This is a genomic window from Hydrogenophaga sp. (assembly GCF_030373245.1).
In the GTDB taxonomy this organism is placed as follows: Bacteria; Pseudomonadota; Gammaproteobacteria; order Burkholderiales; family Burkholderiaceae_C; genus Hydrogenophaga.
On record NZ_JAUCZF010000001.1, the window covers coordinates 242,099 to 259,527 of the forward strand.

Sequence of the window (17,429 nt, forward strand, 5' to 3'; positions counted from 1 at the left end):
TGGCGGCCAGGCTCAGACCATCACTTCTTCATGTCGGGCACGTTCTTCTTGCCCTTGTTCTCGGGGATGAAGTCGCTCCATGGGTCGGCCACCACTGGGCCAGGCGTTTTCCAGACGACGTTGAACTGACCATCGGCGCGCACCTCACCGATGAACACCGGCTTGTGAAGGTGGTGATTTTCTTTGTCCATGGTCGAGGTAAAGCCACCCGGTGCCTTGAACGTCTGGCCGTACATGGCCTGGCGCACCTTGTCCACGTCGGTGCTCTTGGCCTTGTTGGCCGCCTGCGCCCACATGTGCATGCCAATGTAGGTGGCCTCCATCGGGTCGTTGGTCAGTGGCTTGTCCTTGTGGCCGGGGATGTTCTTGGCCTTGGCGTAATCACTCCACTGCTTGATGAAGGCGGCGTTGGTGGGGTTCTTGATCGACATGAAGTAATTCCAGGCCGCCAAGTGGCCGACCAGCGGCTTGGTGTCCACACCGCGCAGCTCTTCTTCACCGACGGAGAAGGCCACCACCGGCACATCTTTGGCGCTCAGACCCGCGTTGCCCAGCTCCTTGTAAAACGGCACGTTGGAGTCGCCGTTGATGGTGGAGACCACCGCCGTCTTCTTGCCGGCAGCCGCAAACTTCTTGATGTTGGCGATGATGGTCTGGTAGTCGGAGTGACCGAACGGGGTGTATTCCTCCATGATGTCGGCGTCGGCCACACCTTTGCTCTTGAGGAACGCGCGCAGGATCTTGTTGGTGGTGCGCGGGTACACGTAGTCGGTGCCCAGCAGCACGAAGCGCTTGGCCGAGCCGCCGTCCTTGCTCATCAGGTACTCAACCGCGGGAATGGCCTGCTGGTTGGGCGCCGCACCCGTGTAGAACACGTTCTTGCTCAGCTCTTCACCCTCGTACTGAACCGGGTAGAAGAGCAGTGCGTTCTTTTCCTCGAATACGGGCAACACCGACTTGCGCGACACGCTGGTCCAGCAACCGAAGACCACCGCCACCTTGTCGTTGTCGATCAGCTGCTTGGCCTTTTCGGCGAACAGCGGCCAGTTGGAAGCCGGGTCAACCACCACGGCTTCGAGCTTCTTGCCCATGACGCCGCCCTTGGCGTTGATTTCGTCGATGGTCATCAGCGCCACGTCCTTGAGCACGGTCTCAGAGATCGCCATGGTGCCCGAGAGGGAGTGCAGGATGCCGACCTTGATGGTGTCTGCGGCATGGGCCGAATGCAGTGTGGCAAAACCCAGCGCCATCGAAGCGGTGAGTGTTTTCAGGGTGGCTCGACGGTTCAGCATGGGTGGCACTCCAGGAAGGTGGAAGGTAAGCGGCCCAACACGGGCTGCTGACCTTCCTTTGCAAACCCTGTGCCAACTTTTTTGCACCGCAGCAAACGAAGGGGCATTTCACCCAGTCTGTACAGTGGCACACCGCCTTGGCGCGGCGCCCGTCGCGACGGCACAGTGCACCCCATCCGGGTGCACAAGCGGTCACTCGCGCACCAAAAATCGGGGGTTCGCACCAATGCCGGGCATCGAGGAGGATCCGACCTGCGCACCGACCTGGCGCACAATTTGCGAACGTCAGCTCAACCGGACCGAACGACCATGGAACTCACCCCTCGCGAAAAAGACAAGCTGCTGATCTTCACCGCCGCCCTGCTCGCCGAGCGGCGCAAGGCACGCGGACTCCAGCTGAACTACCCCGAAGCCGTGGCCCTGATCAGTGCGGCGGTGATGGAAGGCGCGCGCGATGGCAAGACCGTGGCCCAGCTCATGAGCGAAGGCCGCAACGTGCTGACCCGCGCCGATGTCATGGATGGCATCGCCGAGATGATTCCCGACATCCAGGTCGAGGCCACGTTTCCCGATGGCACGAAGCTGGTGACCGTGCACCAGCCCATACTTTGACCCCCCCCCCCGCGCCTCGCTGCGCGCGTCACCCCCAGGGGCGGCGCTGGCAGCCCGGCAAAGCCGGTTCCTCGGCGCCCTTGATTCAGACACTTCGTTCTACCGCCGTTGCAGAGGTCCATATGAAACGCATCGCCAAGACCCTTTTCTCCGCCGCATTGGCATCCGCCGCGCTCGCTGCCCAGGCCCACTCCGGCCACGGCACCAGGAGCCTAATGGAAGGCCTGGCCCACCCCTTTGGCCTGGACCACCTGCTGGCCATGGTGGCGGTGGGCGTGTGGTCGGTTGCCGCACTGCCCCGTGACAAGGCCTGGCAAGGCCCGGCGGTTTTCCTGCTGGCCTTGATCGCCAGCGCCACCCTGGGCATGCTGGGCCTGACCCTGCCCTATCTCGAGCACGGCGTCGCGCTCTCGGTGGTGCTGTTTGGCGGGATGCTGATCGCCGCCACCCGCCCCCTGCCACCGGCTGTGGGCCTGGGCTTGATCGCCGCCGCTTCGGCACTGCACGGCCTGGCCCACGGGTCTGAAACGCCCGAGACCGGCTTCGCCGGCTACGCCGTCGGCTTCCTGTTCACCACGGCAGCCTTGCACCTGGGCGGCGTGGGCTTGGGGCTGGCCATCAAACAGCTGTTCAGCGAGCGTCGCGGCCCGGCCCTGAGCGGCCTGGGAACCGCACTCGGTGGCGCCGGCCTGTACCTGTTCGCCCAGCTCTGAGGACCTGACCATGATCCCCGGCGAACTCTTTGTTGAAGCGGGCGATCACGCCCTGAACCCCGGCCGCACGGCGCTCACGCTGGTGGTGCAAAACACCGCCAATCGCCCGGTGCAGGTAGGCTCGCACTACCACTTTGCCGAAACCAACGCCGCCTTGTCGTTCGACCGCGCGGCCGCGCGGGGCAAACGCCTGAACATCCCCAGCGGCACCGCCGTGCGCTTCGAGCCCGGCCAGCAACGCACGGTGGAGCTGATTGACTACGCGGGTGCGCGCATCGTGCATGGATTTCGTGGACTGACCCAAGGCGCTCTGGACTGACGAGCGCACCCATTGCCCCGGTCAAACCGATCGTTGTTCGGTGCCAATCGCTCAGTTCGTGATGGTTGTGCGCGTCACCACCGGTTGCCCGGGCGCAGCCAGCACGAAAAAGCCAGGCAAGCCGCTGGTACCAAAACGGGTGGCGGAATTGCGCGCAAACACCGAATCGCTCAGCGTCATGCTACCTGTTAGGTTGTTGCTCACATAAATGACAGCACTACCGCCTTCAGACGCTGTGTTGTCGGTCACTTGACTGCCATAGATCGACAAGGTGAAGGTGTTCCCGTCGTTGTAGATCGCGCCGCCGCTGCCACCGCCTGGGGTGCCGGGTCGCTGGGGATTGGCGCCATTGCCCAAGGCCGAGTTGTGCGAAAGAATGCTGTTGTAGATGCTGTACGACACCCCGATGCTGCTGAGTGCGCCACCATTCGAGCAGCTGTTGCCCAGGCCCGCTCCGCCGCCAAACGTGCTTTGCACCACATACACCGGCCTACCCTGGAACATATCCAGCACGCGCACCGCGCCACCGCCCATGTCGGGACCAGTGGCCTCGCAGCGGTTGTTGGTGAACACGCTGTTGACGATCTTGAACTGACCGCCCCGCACGAAGATGGCACCACCGCCACCGCCATCGGCTAATTGGCCAGTCGAATTGCCGTTCACAAACCGAATGTTCTGCACTGTGAGGCGCGGGGTTTCCTGGTTATCGCAAGACGCTGTGGTCCATACCTGGGCGGCATCGCAGGTGTTTTGGTACAAGATCCGGACATTGCCACCGCCATTCAGGGTGATCAAACCTTGACCATCCAAGGTCACATCAGGCCGGTTGTTGAACACCTTGGCTGTGCTCGTCATGTTGATGGTCACTGGGCTGGCGCCGCAGTTGAAGCGGATCTTCCCGCCCAGAGCCACGGCATTCACCACGGCCTGGCCAGTGCAGCTGGCTGGCGAGCCAGTACCCACCACCCGATCAGGCTGACTGGTGTCCACCGTGAGACCTGCTGCCGGCACGGGCACCTGGCCACTTTGAGCCCCGACATCCGATGGCCATCCCCCCACACCGGAAAGAGTCCCGCCCCCACTGCCGGACTCTTCCGGCCCTGGGGAACCGCCTCCACCACAGGCCGCCAAGCCTGTCAGTGCAACACACAGAAAACCTGCTCGCAAAGAAAACGGCAGGCGAAACTCGGGACAAAACATGGGTCGATCGGTCGCTGAATAAATGGAATGCCGGGACATGTTGCGCGGCTGATTGAGATCGAATGCTGGCACGATCTGTGCTGAAATCTCTGGATCGCAAGCCGACTGCTCATCTGAGCACCAAAGGACCATTTAGGCAACGCTGCCGTGTAGGAAGTTGTGTGTGCGTGTTACACACGACCAGCTTTAGCAGCACCGAAAGTACCCCAGGACGAAGACCCCCATGGCCACCATCCCCCGCAGCACTTATGCCGACATGTTCGGCCCCACCGTCGGCGACCGCGTGCGCCTGGCCGACACCGGCCTGCTGATCGAGGTTGAAAAAGACTTCACCCTGGCCGCGGGCGGCTACGGGGAAGAAGTCAAGTTCGGCGGCGGCAAGACCATCCGCGACGGCATGGCGCAGTCGCAAAGAACGCGCGCAGAAGGCGCGGTCGACACGGTGATGACCAACGCACTCATCGTGGACCACTGGGGCATCGTCAAGGCCGATATCGGCTTGAAGGACGGCCGCATCGTCGCCATCGGCAAGGCTGGCAACCCGGACACCATGCCGGGTGTGGACATCGTCATCGGCGCGGGCACCGAGATCATCAGCTGCGAGGGCAACATCGTCACCGCCGGCGGCATCGACAGCCACATCCATTTCATCTGCCCGCAGCAGATCGACGAAGCCCTGGCCTCGGGCGTGACCACCATGCTCGGCGGCGGCACCGGCCCGGCCACCGGCACCTTTGCCACCACCTGCACGCCCGGCCCCTGGCACATCGAACGCATGCTGCAGGCCGCCGACGGCTTTGCCATGAACATCGGTTTTCTGGGCAAAGGCAACGCCAGCCAACCGGCGCCGCTGCGCGAGCAGATCGACGCCGGCGTGATCGGCCTCAAGCTGCACGAGGACTGGGGCTCCACGCCCAGCGCCATCAGCAACTGCCTGGACGTGGCAGAAGAAACCGACACCCAAGTGGCGCTGCACAGCGACACGCTCAACGAGTCCGGCTTCGTGGAAGACACCATTGCCGCCACCAAGGGCCGCACGCTCTGCGCCTTCCACACCGAAGGCGCAGGCGGCGGCCATGCGCCGGACATCATCCGCGTGGTGGGTGAGGCCAACTTCCTGCCGTCGTCCACCAACCCGACCATGCCCTACACCGTCAACACGCTCGACGAGCATGTGGACATGCTGATGGTCTGCCACCACCTGGACGCTTCCATCCCCGAAGACCTGGCCTTTGCCGAGAGCCGGATCCGCCGCGAGACCATCGCGGCCGAAGACATCCTGCACGACATGGGCGCCATCAGCATCATGAGCAGCGACAGCCAGGCCATGGGCCGCGTGGGCGAGGTCATCATCCGCACCTGGCAGACGGCCGACAAGATGAAAAGTCAGCGCGGCACGCTGCCCGAAGACAGCTCGCGCAACGACAACTTCCGCGTCAAGCGCTACGTCGCCAAATACACCATCAACCCGGCGATTACCCACGGCATGTCGCACATCGTGGGCTCGCTCGAAGTCGGCAAGTGGGCCGATCTGGTGGTCTGGAAACCGGCTTTCTTCGGCGTCAAGCCCGCGCTGGTCTTGAAGGGCGGCAGCATCGCACTGGCTGCGATGGGTGACCCCAACGCGTCCATCCCCACACCACAGCCGGTGCACTATCGACCTCAGTTCGGCGCCTTCGGCTCTGCGCTGGCGCACGGCAGCCTGACCTTTGTGTCGCAGGCTGCTCAGCAAGCCGGTGTGCGCGAGCGCTACGGTCTGCAGAAGCAGACCATTGCGGTGCAAGCCTGCCGCAGCGTGACCAAAGCGCACATGGTGCACAACAGTTACCTGCCCACGATGGAGATCGACCCGCAGCGCTACACGGTTCGGGCCGATGGCAAACTGCTCACTTGCGAACCTGCCACCGAGCTGCCGATGGCGCAGCGGTACTTTCTCTTCTGACAACTGTCGACTCCGCGCGCATGCAACAAGCCTCCAAACTCATTCCCCAGGGTCGCGGTCTCGCGCCGACCCTGCTCAAACGTGCGCCACAGGTTGAGCTGGACTGGGACTTGCGCCAAAAAAGCCGCTTCGATGCCACCACGTCCGATGGCCAGCATATCGGCGTGTTCCTGCCGCGCGGCAGCGTGGTGCGCGGCGGAGACGTGCTGGTGACCGAGTCCGGCACGCTGGTGCGCGTGGTGGCGGCACCTCAGCCGGTGCTGCGCATCACCGCGTGCAACGAGCACGGTCACCACCACGACGGGGCTTTTGAACTCATGCGCGCGGCCTACCACCTGGGCAACCGCCACGTTCCGATCGAACTCAAGCCCGACCACCTCAAGATCGAGCCCGACCATGTGCTGGCCGATCTGCTGCGCGCCATGCACCTGAGCGTGAGCGAGGTCAACGAAGCGTTCGAGCCCGAGGCCGGAGCCTACAGCCAGCACGCGGGGCACGCCCACGCTCCCAGTGCCCACGCACACCACGATCATCACGCCGCTGGCTCGCATGAGCATGGCTGAACCCGCAGGCAACAGCGCGGCACGAACCTCTGGCCTGCTGCAACTGCTCTGGCTGGCCTCGCCCGCCCTGCCGGTGGGTGGCTTCTCGTACTCCGAAGGCCTGGAGTCTGCCGTGGAGGCCGGCCTGGTGCACGACGAGGCCAGCGCCGCCAGCTGGCTGCTGGACCAACTGCACCTGAGCCTGGCGCGCAGCGATCTGGCGGTGGTCGCGCAAGCGATTCCCGCCTGGCGCAGCCACGACCTGGCTCGCATCACCGCACTCAACGACTGGGTGCTGCAGACCCGCGAATCCGCCGAACTGCGGCAGCAGACCGAGCAAATGGGCCGCTCACTGCTCACCTGGGCGCAATCACTGGGAGAACTCGGGCGGGGTGTGGCCGAGGCGCTGGCGTCTGCCCGCCTGGATCCGCCGAGCTACCCGGTGGCCATGGCCTGCGCCGCTGCACTCAGCGGCGCACAAGCCCACGACAGCCTGACCGGCTTTGCCTTCGGCTGGTCCGAAAACATGGTGCAGGCCGCCATCAAGTCGGTGCCGCTGGGCCAGAGCGCCGGTCAGCGCATGCTGGCCAGGCTCGCCCAGGCCATTCCCGAGGCGGTGGCCCAGGCCCAGTCGCTCACCGACGACTCCCGGCAAGCCTTCACGCCACTGCTCGCCATTCTTTCGGCCCAGCACGAAACCCAGTATTCCCGTCTGTTCCGTTCCTAGATCAACCCCCGCGCCGTTTCGCGACTTCCAACCCCAAGAGGATCCACACCGACGGTCCGGCCAAGCCGGCTCCAAGGTGTGTGCTGAAGCTGCCCTTCAACCCGTCCAACTCCGTCTTTGCCATGACCGCACTCCACCACATTCCACTGCGCACCAAGACCCTGCCTCCACTTCGCGTGGGCATTGGTGGGCCAGTCGGCTCCGGCAAAACCACCTTGTTGGAGATGCTGTGCAAAGCCATGCGCGAGCGCCACGATCTGATCGCGATCACCAACGACATCTACACCAAGGAAGACCAGCGCATCCTCACCGTGAGTGGCGCGCTCCCAGCTGAGCGCATCATGGGCGTTGAGACCGGTGGCTGCCCACACACGGCGATCCGTGAAGATGCCTCCATCAACCTGGAGGCGATCGACCGCATGCTGGAGAAGTTTCCGGACGCCGACGTGGTATTCATCGAAAGCGGTGGCGACAACCTCGCCGCCACATTCAGCCCGGAGCTCAGCGACCTCACCATTTACGTGATCGACGTGGCTGCAGGCGAGAAAATCCCGCGCAAGGGCGGCCCCGGCATCACCAAGAGCGACCTGTTCGTCATCAACAAGACCGACCTGGCACCGCACGTGGGGGCCGACCTGGAAGTCATGAAAGCCGACACCGTCCGCATGAGGCCCGACGCGCAGCGCCGGCCCTGGGTCATGACCAACCTCAAGACACTGGCGGGTGTCGATGAGGTGGTGCGCTTCATCGAGGCGCGGGGCATGCTTGCACCTTCTGCGACACTGGAAACGCGATAAGCTGTCGCGGCCAAGTACATTGGCAGCATGCCCTGGAGGATGTCTCGATCGTTGGGCATGAGTCGAAGACCTTTCAAATGTGGATTTTGTTCAGCCGAACCCGCGCGTGGCCCTGCAAAGGGGAACCAGCGTCGATAGTCGCAAGTTGGCCCGACATGGGAACGAGCGAACCGATACCGGGATTGTCACGGTGAGCACTGACTTCTGCCTCGTACTTGCCATTTGGGGTTCCGCCTACCCCGACGCGAGCGTCAATGTGCTGGTGGATGCGGCGAAAAAGTCGTCGCCCAGGCTCAAGCACGTCGTCTTGTTCACCGATCGACAGCGGCCCCAGATCGCCACGGACGTGAAGCAGGTGCCGTTTCCACCTTTCTTCGATCGCCCAGAATTTTTCGGCCTGGGCTACCGGGTCAAGCTGGCCGTGTTCTCCCGTGCCTCACTGCCGCCCAAAACGCCTTGCGTGTACCTTGACCTGGACACCATGGTGACGGGTGACCTAGGCAAGATCGCCGATCTGGTCGAGCGCCCTTGCGACCTGTTCATGCTGCCACCAGGCAACTTGATTGGATTCGGGCCCATCCGCCGCAAGCTGTTCGGCTTGACCAAAGGCAAGCGCTTTGCGACTGGCAACTCATCCGTCATGGCCTACCACTCGGCTGCTGAACCGAGCATGGCTGATCTGTTCGAGCAGCGATTCATTGGTGGTGACAAGGGGCCTTACATGAACATCGACGACGAGTTCATATCCTGGGCGGGGCAACCCGTGGCTCGTGGGGTGCCGCGATCGATGGCGGTCATGTTCCGGCGGGAGTTTCTCGCCAGGTCCTCGGTCATCCTCTGGTTTCGCAAACATTCACCGTTTCGCCAGAAACACCGCAGCAATGTGGTGGCCATCACATTCAACGGAACACGTTACAAACCCGACGAACTGCTCAAGCTCAGGCCAGGAGAACGCATTTCAGACGCCAGAGGCCGCTTTGGCTACTGGTCGGACGAACACATGGGACCTCTGCGTCAGAAGATACTGGACTACTGCCAACGCATCACGGCGAGCAACTGACGCGGCAGCTGGGGCTTGCCTTTTGTCCATCGAGGTGCGTCAGGTGGACCTAGACCACAAAAAAACGGCCCCGAAGGGCCGTTCTTTCTTGCCAGCGAGGCGTTCGATCAGTTGCGCACGGGCATAGCCTGACCCTGCGCCAGGTTGTCGCCCTGGTTGGCGCGCTGGCCGGCCAGGCGGACTTGCTCCAACTGCTGGGCGGTGGGCAACACGGTCACCTCGCCGCGGGCGATCACGCCCAGGCGCTCGGCTGCAATAGCTTCGGCGCGAACCTGGTTGCGGGTCACGGTGCTCATGCCATCAGCCACGATCACGGGGGTGAACTCACCGCTGGCGATCAGACCTGCATCGCTCGCGGCAATGGCATCGGCCTGCACCGCGGCGCGGCTCAGAGTAGAGACAAAGGGTGCCTCGGGCGTGAATTCGGAGGCGATGGCACCAGCGGCAGCAAACGACAGGACCACGGGAAGGACGATGCGGGTAGAGAGTTTCATGACGGTTCCTAAATAAGACAGGTTGAAGAAGCGACTTGCTTGATGCCGTTTCGTTTCGGCATGGGATGAACTGTAGAAGTCGCACTTGTCGTTCAACGAACATCTGAATGACAGATTCGTAATCCAACGCCCAGTACCGATCCGCGACAATTTGTCGATCCCCAAATCGTGTTGCTCACCCACTCCCATGCGCATCCTGGTCATTGAAGACGAAGCCAAGCTTGCCGACTACGTCAAACGTGGTCTGACCGAGTCCGGGTACACCGTGGACGTGGCGCGCGACGGTATCGAAGGCCGCTACCTGGCCACCGGAGGCGACTACCAGCTGGTGGTTCTCGACATCATGCTGCCAGGTGTAGATGGTTTTGGCGTGTTGTCCGCCCTGCGCGAGAAGCTCAATACGCCCGTGCTCATGCTCACTGCACGAGACCGGGTGGAAGACCGGGTGCAAGGGCTGGAGGCTGGAGCGGACGACTACCTGGTGAAGCCGTTTGCCTTCTCGGAACTGCTCGCGCGGGTTGCCGCGCTGCTGCGTCGCGGGCCTGCGCCCGCGGATACCAGCCATAACGGGCGCATGACCGTCAGCAACCTCGAAATGGACCTGCTCAGCCGCAAAGCCTGGCGCGAGGGCCAGCGGCTGGAGCTGACCGCCAAAGAGTTTTCGCTGCTGGCGTTGCTGGCACGGCGCAAGGGCCAGATCCTGTCGCGCACCACGCTGGCCGAACAGGTCTGGGACATGAACTTCGATTCCGACACCAACGTGGTCGAGGTGGCGATCCGACGCCTGCGCGCCAAGATGGATGATCCCTTCAAACCCAAGCTGCTGCACAACGTGCGCGGCATGGGTTATGTGCTGGAGGAGCGCGCATGACTGCTGCAACTGCCACCAAAACGCCGTGCACCTATTCCATTGGGCGGCGCCTCTCGCTGCTGCTTGCTACCCAGACAGTGATTGGGCTGGGCCTGCTGCTGGCCACCATCTACGGCATCACCGCCATGCTGTTTCAGGCCAAGCACGACGAGCAATTGCTGGGCCACACACGCGTGCTCAAAGACATGATGCAAAGCGCCAGCGAACGCGCGGGCACTTTTGAAATGCTCGACAAGCTGGCGTGGTCAGCCGAGCGCAGGCCCGGCACCTTCCTGGTGGTGAGCCGGCCAGACGGCAGCGAGTTTTACCGCGACCCGCCAGCGAGCTTCGACACCGAGGCCAAGACCGCCCAGGCCAGCACCTTTCTGGTGACCGACAAGTCCACGGGCGATGTCTACACCGGCAGACTGGTGCTGGACTGCTCGCAAGACGCGAAGACCGGCCAGCGCATGGCCATCTTGCTGGTGGTGGCCACGCTTGCGGGTGGGATTTTTGTGGCCTGGGCCACGTTCTGGCGCGTGCGCTGCAGCCTGCGACCGCTGCTCGACCTGGCCGACCAGACCCGCAGCATCGACGTCGGGCGAGCGAAGCAACGCCTCACGCTCGAAGAGCCGGCCGAGGAATTGCAGCCGTTGATCGAGCAGTTCAACAGCCTGATGGGGCGCGTGGACCGCACCTACGCCCAGCTCGAAGGCTTCAATGCCGACGTGGCGCACGAACTGCGCACGCCACTGGCCAACCTGATCGGCCAGACCGAGCTGGCGCTCAGCCGCGAGCGCAGCAACGCTGATCTGGAAGACACCTTGACCTCAAACCTGGAAGAACTGCAGCGCATGGCCGGCATCATCAACGACATGCTGTTCCTTGCTCAGGCCGATCGCGGCGTCAAGGCCCGTCGGGGCGAACCGGTGAGCCTGGCAGAACTGGTGCGCCAGGTGGTGGAATTCCACGAGGCGCCGATGGAAGACGCCCGTCTGTCGATCGCCATCGACGGCGATATCCACCTGCCGGTGGACGAAGCCCTGATCAAGCGCGCCTTGTCCAACCTGCTGGGCAATGCCATCCGCTATGCCGAGCCTGGCAGCCAGCTCCATGTGCGCATTGGCCAGCAACCCGATGGCAGCGCGCGGCTGTTGGTTGAAAACGTGGGTCCGTCGATCGAAGCCGAACACCTGCCCCGCCTGTTCGACCGCTTTTTCCGCGCCGATGCCTCCCGCTGTGAAATGGCCAAGCCCCACCACGGACTGGGCCTGTCCATCGTGGCGGCCATCGCGCGCATGCACGACGGGTTTGCGCTGGCAGAGTCGGCCGAAGGCCGCACCCGGGTGGGCTTCAGCGTGCTCGGCACCGGCACGGCCGCGGCCTGATCCAGACCCATCCAGACCCTGGGCCGGGCCAACCGCTAAAATCCGGTCTGCAATGCATACCCGGAGACTTGGGTGAGTGGTTTAAACCAGCAGTCTTGAAAACTGCCGACCCGCAAGGGTCCGTGAGTTCGAATCTCACAGTCTCCGCCAAAAAAAACCCTAAGCTATTGATATACTTAGGGTTTTTTATTGTCATAAGTACAAACCCGCCCAAAGACCCGCCCAAATCTGAGCCGATATGACTTGCAATTGATTGCACTGTCGGGAAGCGGCTGGCGATCCCATCATGATGGCTTAGCAGCTTGCAGGCTCCAAGGCTAGATTTCAGATTTTGGTCGCGACCTGTCATTTACTTCACTGCGACCGAGGACAGCTGAAGGCTCGGAGCGAACGTTGAACCGCTGCTTAAACGCCTGGAGAACACATCACAGCCGAGCTGCCCCAACAGGAGGCAGGTCAGATTCAGCGCTAGCTCAAGATTTATCATCAGTCCGTACATAGGGCGCGGCAGATACGGCATTCGCCTCAAGGGAGACGGTAAACAACAGCCGCTCAATTGCTAGTCGCAGGAATACCTTGCAGCTCGGACCGAACAACAAGAATGACTACTGTTGGCCAACAGATCTCTAGCGCGGACCATGCGATCTGCCAGAACATCAAGTTACTTGCTGAAGAGCGCAAACTGCTCTCGCAAAACGTACTCTCGCAGCTCAGAAACTTGGTTGAGGGGGTTGCCGTCCGACTCCACCTCGGTAACCCCGATGCCGAACTTCGCTTCGCTGCAATCGAGCCGGCGCTAGCTTTTGTCAAGAGCAGGGCACAGCTGAGCTTCCTTGGAAAATTTCACAAGCTGATCCAGAAGAGCTCGTCGCACTACACGCTCGACGGCGACACCTCCGAGCGCCTGATGCTGAAGTACTACGAGTACCTCCATCGCATACGTGACGTGCTAGAGAACGAATGCGGGATTCGAGTTTTGGCAAACCTGGAAGACTTCCCGGTAGATCTCGACCCTTCACTGCGCGAGTACCACGAGAAGATCGCGGCCAAAATCAAGTCACCGCGTTTCTCTCGAAGCGACACTGAGGTGCGCGATCGGTATTACATCCATAAGACGCGCCCATTCTTCGTCGGTGGTCGCATCTATTACGAAGTGACATTTTTCCGGGCCGCCAATAAGGTCAGTAAGTTCGATCGCATCATCGCCTTCACACCTATAGACATGTCGGTCGAGTACTCAGCAATGTTGACACTGCAGAGGGACTCGATTGAAGTGCTTGGCCAAACGATGCCAATCATGATCATCCGTGAGTGGGAGGTCTCGATTCGGCCGTGTGAATTCGACAACTTCGCACGACTGCTGGGCATCAAAACTTCAATTCGAACGAACTCTCAGGAGTACCTGTATTTGATGCGCTGGCTGACCGTTGGGTCGAGAAGTCTGGTCGAGTTGATCGACATGAGCGAAGCCAACTATGCGGCAATGAGAGCAGCAGGTTCTGGTGAAGGCTTCAAACTGCAAATATTTCCTTGCTTAGACAAGGCAAGACAGGTCGCCAGATCGGGAGCCCCCGGGTCAAATATTCTTCGATATCTCATGCTGAGGATGCACAACCTGGTTCTCAAATCTCAGCACTCGAGGGACGAATGCAAGCTCCTCTCCGGACTGAACCTTCACTACGGCTGCATACCGTTCGACACGATGCCCTTCTGTACCTCTCTTCTCGGACATAACCCTCGGTACCTGGATCTGGTGGAGTGCCTCGACGTGACCGAGCGCAAGCACGAACTGCTTGCTCGACGTGTGAGACACAACGTGGAGCAGCATGGAACTCTATATACGACGGCGGCGGACCTAGAGGAGTTCGGGGAAGTCGAGAAACTGATCGCCACCTACAACCAGCTGCTGTACTACAAACATGTGTCACGACACCTAGTTCTCGACAAGAAGCATGTGTTCATCAAAGGGTATGAAGACGAAACGGTAGCCATTGTTGAGGCACTCCAGAAGCACGCTTCGGCTCGCATAGACGGATACACCCAAGCCGTCGAGCGTTGGTTCGCAGAAGCCCCTCGTAGCATCGACGACCCAGCGAAAGTCGCCGCACTCAAGCTGCTATTCAGTCAGTCGCGCGTGGCCCTCCTCTACGGAGCTGCAGGCACCGGGAAGTCAACGATGGTCGACCACATCGCTCACTACTTCAACGACAAGCAAAAGCTCTTCCTTGCGCACACCAACCCAGCAATCGACAATCTCAAGCGCAAAGTTACAGCTCAGAACTCCGAGTTCCGAACAATCAACAGTCAGATCAGAAAGAAGTCGTCCAACCAGGAATACGACATCCTCCTCATCGATGAGTGCAGCACCGTCAGCAACTCCGACTTTCTCGAGGTGCTGAACAGAACCTCCTTCAAGTTGCTAGTAATAGTAGGCGACGTCTACCAGATTGAGTCCATCCAGTTCGGCAACTGGTTCGAGATCATCCGCTCTTTCATCCCAAGAACGTCGGTATTTGAGTTGACGACGCCATTCCGAACCAAGAACAACGCACTCTTGGCCTTGTGGGACGGAGTGCGATCTATCGACAACGACATCGCGGAACTCATGGCTCACAACGGGTACTCGACGGTGCTGGACAAAACGCTGTTCGAAGCCCTAGGCCAGGACGAGATCATTCTGTGCCTGAACTACGACGGCCTCTATGGGATCAACAATATCAATCGATTCCTGCAGAGCAGCAACCCTGGCAAGGCGACGACTTGGCGCGTCTCCACTTACAAGATCGGCGATCCTGTTCTTTTCAACGAAACCGAGCGGTTTCGACCAGTGATCTACAACAACCTCAAGGGTTGGATTGTCGGTATCGAGCGTACGAAAGAGCGAATCCAGTTTGATGTCGAGCTGGATCGCCCGCTCAGCGAATTTGACGTCAACAACGAAGAACTCGAGTGGATGGGGGGATCGACTGTTCGATTTTCCGTGTATGACTCGGGAAGTAGTGACGATGACGACGACCAATTGAACACAAGCGTACCGTTCCAGGTTGCGTATGCGGTTTCGATTCACAAGGCACAAGGCCTTGAGTACGACTCCGTCAAGGTCGTGATCACCGATGCTAACGAAGACAACATCTCGCACAGCATCTTCTACACAGCAATAACGCGAGCGCGTGAGCGTCTACGGATCTTTTGGACGCCTGAGACTCAGCAAGCCGTTCTGCAGCGCCTGAGCCGAGGGGCTAACCCGAAGGACGTCAGTCTTCTCGCTAGTCGCCGCGGGCTTACGCCAGTCCGGATGTAGGGCGGGATTCCGCCGGCCGGTCTTTGACTAAATCATTTCCCACTTGAATGGAAGAACTGGGTTAGCACCGCGTCCACCGAGCGCGTGGCCTGCGATGTACTCGAAATGGACACAATTCAACATCAGGGAGGCACAGTGCGATGGCTAAAAAGGAAGCAGATGATGGTTCGGATCGAGGCGGGATGTCAGCTCAGGGAGTGCTATTCAATCGTCTGTGCGCAAGCATCGATCGATCGCTGGCCGGAAAGCGCGGCCCCTCCTTCACGTACTTGATCGGAAACAACGGAACGGGAAAGAGCCGACAACTTGCACGACTTGCCGAGCATTTTGGGGAGAGCGAGGCGAGTCATGCACCAAAGGTCGTAGGGTGCATCTCGAACGCTGTCTACGATCGTTTTAAGCTGCGTTTGCACGCCCGGATCCAATATCTTGGGGCCCGGACGTCGGGCAACGCGGTGTTCCACAGCGCGATCAGTCGACAACTGGCCAAGATCATTCTGAAGGGTATGGCGAGAGACAAGAAGTCAGTTGATCGTCTAGAAGAGGCGCTGGAGCTTCGATTCGAATTTTCCTTCGGGAAGGTCGGCGGCGATTTAGCCAAGCTCATAGACCGGCGCAAGCTGAAGAACGCGAAGATTTCGTCGGTCTTGCCGGTTGAATCGAGAAAGACCCTCGCCACACTTATGGGTCAGCCGCTGTCCTTCACAAAATTGACCAGGCAAAAAATCGCCGTTTTGGCTGAATTCCTCGACCTTAATCCCGACGTGCAACTATCCGTCGTGAAGAACGCCAGCGAACAGCGGATTGACTTCAATCAACTAAGCACGGGAGAGCAGAACCGTGTTCTGACGTACGCAAAGGTCCTGTCTGTTGCTGGCGAGAGCAGTCTGATCCTCATCGACGAACCCGAGATCAGTCTGCACCTACACTGGCAGATGGGGTTCCACTCTGCAATCGTCGACCTGCTGCGTAACTTCAAAAGGTTTCACGTCGTCGTTGCAACGCACTCGCCTATCATCATTTCTGAGGGAGCCAAGGGCCCCGACGCATCGAAAGCTGCGGTCGTAGTGCTAGAGGCGAATGATGACCTGGGTGCCTCCTCCGACGTGGATATACGTGAGCACCCCTTCAGTGAAATTTCCAGCCATGAGCGACTGGTGCTTGACCTGTTCGACACAGCGACCTACAGGACCCCAGCCGTGGATTTCGAGATCACCGACGCCATCTTGGAAGCGGTCGATCATCCTCAACTGCTAGAGCAAGTCCTGAAGCGCCTTGAAGCGCTTGAAGGCAAAGAAGGTCTGACCAGAGACGATTTAACGCACATCAGGGAAGCGATTCGACTTATTCAGAATCAGTCGTTGACCAGTGCAAACTCGGTGCGAGTCGAATGAACGAGCTGTGCGAATCTCCCGCCGAGACCGGGGTTCTTAAACGGCTCACTGACCTCATCGAGGATGGCACCCTGTCCGGAACAAATGCATGGACGTGCTTCTCCAAACCCCTAGCATCGCATCAGTTCGGCGAGCCCATCGTCCCCCCAGTTGTCTTTTCCTCCGACGAACAGAAGTCTTTGAAGGCGATCAAAAAGCGGCTCGTGGCGCTCTTGGTTAAAAGGGGAAAAGGCGCATGCGCATATTGCAAGCGACCGGTCGGACGCTATGGCTTTGGGTGGCACCTAGAACACGTGTACGCAAAGTCGCGCTTTCCTTCCAAGACGTTCATGCTGTCGAATTTGACGATCGGTTGCGTCGACTGCAATAAGTGGAAGGCCACCTCGGTAGATAAGACATCCGTGGAAGGGCAACTTGGCATCATCGACCCAACGAAAGAGAACTTTCGCTATGGTCAGTTCTTGAAGTACGTCCACATTGCCACCGAGTCTCTGAGCCTCGTTAAATACATGCCACAGCACCCCCTCGGCAAGGAAACCTGGACGCGTCTCAGGTTTTCGGAGATCGAAAGGGTCACTCTAATTGACAGCATGAACGCCGAGATGGCCAGCCTTCACGATCGTATGAATGATTTCTTGCTTGATCGAGATCCGAGTGATGAGGGTGATGAGGTAGCGACTCTGTTGCGCAAGCTGCAGAGTAGCATGTACCGACTTAGTTAGACCACCTGCAAGGCATGGTGAAACTGCACCCCTGCAGTTGATTTTCGTGCCGCTCGCGGCGCACTAGGTCGAGCGA

The 17,429-nt window shown here is 60.4% G+C and carries 16 protein-coding genes and 1 tRNA gene; 14 read left to right on the forward strand and 3 right to left on the reverse strand.

Annotated elements, in window-relative coordinates; genetic code table 11:
• Positions 1–20: 20 nt before the first annotated feature.
• Positions 21–1,250, reverse strand: a complete 1,230-nt coding sequence (gene urtA / locus QUV25_RS01220; protein WP_300861973.1) for an urea ABC transporter substrate-binding protein — start codon at positions 1,248–1,250, stop codon at positions 21–23.
• Positions 1,251–1,601: 351 nt separating this feature from the next.
• Between urtA and QUV25_RS01225 the strand changes: the two genes are divergently transcribed.
• From QUV25_RS01225 to QUV25_RS01235, 3 genes are all read left to right on the forward strand, one after another.
• Entirely contained in the window at positions 1,602–1,904 is a 303-nt protein-coding gene (locus QUV25_RS01225) for an urease subunit gamma (protein WP_300860716.1), read from the forward strand.
• Positions 1,905–2,026: 122 nt separating this feature from the next.
• Entirely contained in the window at positions 2,027–2,617 is a 591-nt protein-coding gene (locus QUV25_RS01230; RefSeq protein WP_300860717.1) for a HupE/UreJ family protein, read from the forward strand.
• 10 nt (positions 2,618–2,627) lie between these two features.
• Complete coding sequence (locus QUV25_RS01235; protein WP_300860718.1) at positions 2,628–2,936, forward strand: urease subunit beta; 309 nt, start codon at positions 2,628–2,630, stop codon at positions 2,934–2,936.
• Between the two features lie 51 nt (positions 2,937–2,987).
• On the opposite strand, the gene QUV25_RS01240 is transcribed toward QUV25_RS01235, so the two are convergent.
• Positions 2,988–3,953, reverse strand: coding sequence for a hypothetical protein (locus QUV25_RS01240; RefSeq protein WP_300860719.1), 966 nt, complete (start codon positions 3,951–3,953; stop codon positions 2,988–2,990).
• Positions 3,954–4,359: 406 nt separating this feature from the next.
• On the opposite strand from QUV25_RS01240, the gene ureC reads away from it, so the two are divergent.
• From ureC to QUV25_RS01265, 5 genes are all read left to right on the forward strand, one after another.
• Positions 4,360–6,078: an urease subunit alpha gene (gene ureC, locus QUV25_RS01245; RefSeq protein ID WP_300860720.1), complete on the forward strand. Its 1,719-nt coding sequence runs from the start codon at positions 4,360–4,362 to the stop codon at positions 6,076–6,078.
• 20 nt (positions 6,079–6,098) lie between these two features.
• Positions 6,099–6,641, forward strand: coding sequence for an urease accessory protein UreE (gene ureE, locus QUV25_RS01250; protein WP_300860721.1), 543 nt, complete (start codon positions 6,099–6,101; stop codon positions 6,639–6,641).
• Positions 6,634–7,347 carry an urease accessory protein UreF gene (locus tag QUV25_RS01255; RefSeq protein WP_300860722.1) on the forward strand — a complete coding sequence of 238 codons (714 nt, stop codon included), beginning with the start codon at positions 6,634–6,636 and terminating at the stop codon, positions 7,345–7,347. The genes ureE and QUV25_RS01255 overlap by 8 nt, the downstream gene beginning before the upstream one ends.
• Positions 7,348–7,469: 122 nt before the next feature.
• Positions 7,470–8,144: an urease accessory protein UreG gene (ureG, locus tag QUV25_RS01260; protein ID WP_300860723.1), complete on the forward strand. Its 675-nt coding sequence runs from the start codon at positions 7,470–7,472 to the stop codon at positions 8,142–8,144.
• A 190-nt stretch (positions 8,145–8,334) separates the two neighbouring features.
• Entirely contained in the window at positions 8,335–9,204 is an 870-nt protein-coding gene (locus QUV25_RS01265; RefSeq protein WP_300860724.1) for a hypothetical protein, read from the forward strand.
• Positions 9,205–9,311: 107 nt separating this feature from the next.
• On the opposite strand, the gene QUV25_RS01270 is transcribed toward QUV25_RS01265, so the two are convergent.
• Positions 9,312–9,698: a DUF4148 domain-containing protein gene (locus QUV25_RS01270; RefSeq protein ID WP_300860725.1), complete on the reverse strand. Its 387-nt coding sequence runs from the start codon at positions 9,696–9,698 to the stop codon at positions 9,312–9,314.
• 187 nt (positions 9,699–9,885) lie between these two features.
• On the opposite strand from QUV25_RS01270, the gene QUV25_RS01275 reads away from it, so the two are divergent.
• The 6 genes from QUV25_RS01275 (at position 9,886) to QUV25_RS01300 (ending at position 17,353) form a co-directional block, all read left to right on the forward strand.
• Positions 9,886–10,569 (forward strand): heavy metal response regulator transcription factor, encoded by a 684-nt coding sequence (locus tag QUV25_RS01275; RefSeq protein ID WP_300860726.1) that lies wholly within the window; start codon positions 9,886–9,888, stop codon positions 10,567–10,569.
• Positions 10,566–11,936 carry a heavy metal sensor histidine kinase gene (locus tag QUV25_RS01280; RefSeq protein WP_300860727.1) on the forward strand — a complete coding sequence of 457 codons (1,371 nt, stop codon included), beginning with the start codon at positions 10,566–10,568 and terminating at the stop codon, positions 11,934–11,936. Before QUV25_RS01275 ends, QUV25_RS01280 begins: the two co-directional genes overlap by 4 nt.
• Positions 11,937–11,998: 62 nt before the next feature.
• A tRNA-Ser gene (locus QUV25_RS01285) sits at positions 11,999–12,086 on the forward strand.
• 451 nt (positions 12,087–12,537) lie between these two features.
• The gene (locus tag QUV25_RS01290; protein ID WP_300860728.1) at positions 12,538–15,237 is read left to right on the forward strand and encodes an ATP-dependent RecD-like DNA helicase; all 2,700 of its coding nucleotides are present in this window, start codon (positions 12,538–12,540) and stop codon (positions 15,235–15,237) included.
• Positions 15,238–15,377: 140 nt separating this feature from the next.
• On the forward strand, positions 15,378–16,631 hold the full coding sequence (locus QUV25_RS01295; RefSeq protein WP_300860729.1) for an AAA family ATPase: 1,254 nt from the start codon (positions 15,378–15,380) through the stop codon (positions 16,629–16,631).
• Positions 16,628–17,353: a hypothetical protein gene (locus QUV25_RS01300; protein WP_300860730.1), complete on the forward strand. Its 726-nt coding sequence runs from the start codon at positions 16,628–16,630 to the stop codon at positions 17,351–17,353. Before QUV25_RS01295 ends, QUV25_RS01300 begins: the two co-directional genes overlap by 4 nt.
• Positions 17,354–17,429: the final 76 nt, after the last annotated feature.

Bases quoted from the DNA above. Each gene is read 5' to 3' on its own strand.
- urtA (WP_300861973.1), bottom strand. From the start codon at position 1,250: ATGGCGCTGGGTTTTGCCACACTGCATTCGGCCCATGCCGCAGACACC.
- QUV25_RS01225 (WP_300860716.1), top strand. From the start codon at position 1,602: ATGGAACTCACCCCTCGCGAAAAAGACAAGCTGCTGATCTTCACCGCC.
- QUV25_RS01230 (WP_300860717.1), top strand. From the start codon at position 2,027: ATGAAACGCATCGCCAAGACCCTTTTCTCCGCCGCATTGGCATCCGCC.
- QUV25_RS01235 (WP_300860718.1), top strand. From the start codon at position 2,628: ATGATCCCCGGCGAACTCTTTGTTGAAGCGGGCGATCACGCCCTGAAC.
- ureC (WP_300860720.1), top strand. From the start codon at position 4,360: ATGGCCACCATCCCCCGCAGCACTTATGCCGACATGTTCGGCCCCACC.
- ureE (WP_300860721.1), top strand. From the start codon at position 6,099: ATGCAACAAGCCTCCAAACTCATTCCCCAGGGTCGCGGTCTCGCGCCG.
- QUV25_RS01255 (WP_300860722.1), top strand. From the start codon at position 6,634: ATGGCTGAACCCGCAGGCAACAGCGCGGCACGAACCTCTGGCCTGCTG.
- ureG (WP_300860723.1), top strand. From the start codon at position 7,470: ATGACCGCACTCCACCACATTCCACTGCGCACCAAGACCCTGCCTCCA.
- QUV25_RS01270 (WP_300860725.1), bottom strand. From the start codon at position 9,698: ATGAAACTCTCTACCCGCATCGTCCTTCCCGTGGTCCTGTCGTTTGCT.
- QUV25_RS01275 (WP_300860726.1), top strand. From the start codon at position 9,886: ATGCGCATCCTGGTCATTGAAGACGAAGCCAAGCTTGCCGACTACGTC.
- QUV25_RS01280 (WP_300860727.1), top strand. From the start codon at position 10,566: ATGACTGCTGCAACTGCCACCAAAACGCCGTGCACCTATTCCATTGGG.
- QUV25_RS01290 (WP_300860728.1), top strand. From the start codon at position 12,538: ATGACTACTGTTGGCCAACAGATCTCTAGCGCGGACCATGCGATCTGC.
- QUV25_RS01295 (WP_300860729.1), top strand. From the start codon at position 15,378: ATGGCTAAAAAGGAAGCAGATGATGGTTCGGATCGAGGCGGGATGTCA.
- QUV25_RS01300 (WP_300860730.1), top strand. From the start codon at position 16,628: ATGAACGAGCTGTGCGAATCTCCCGCCGAGACCGGGGTTCTTAAACGG.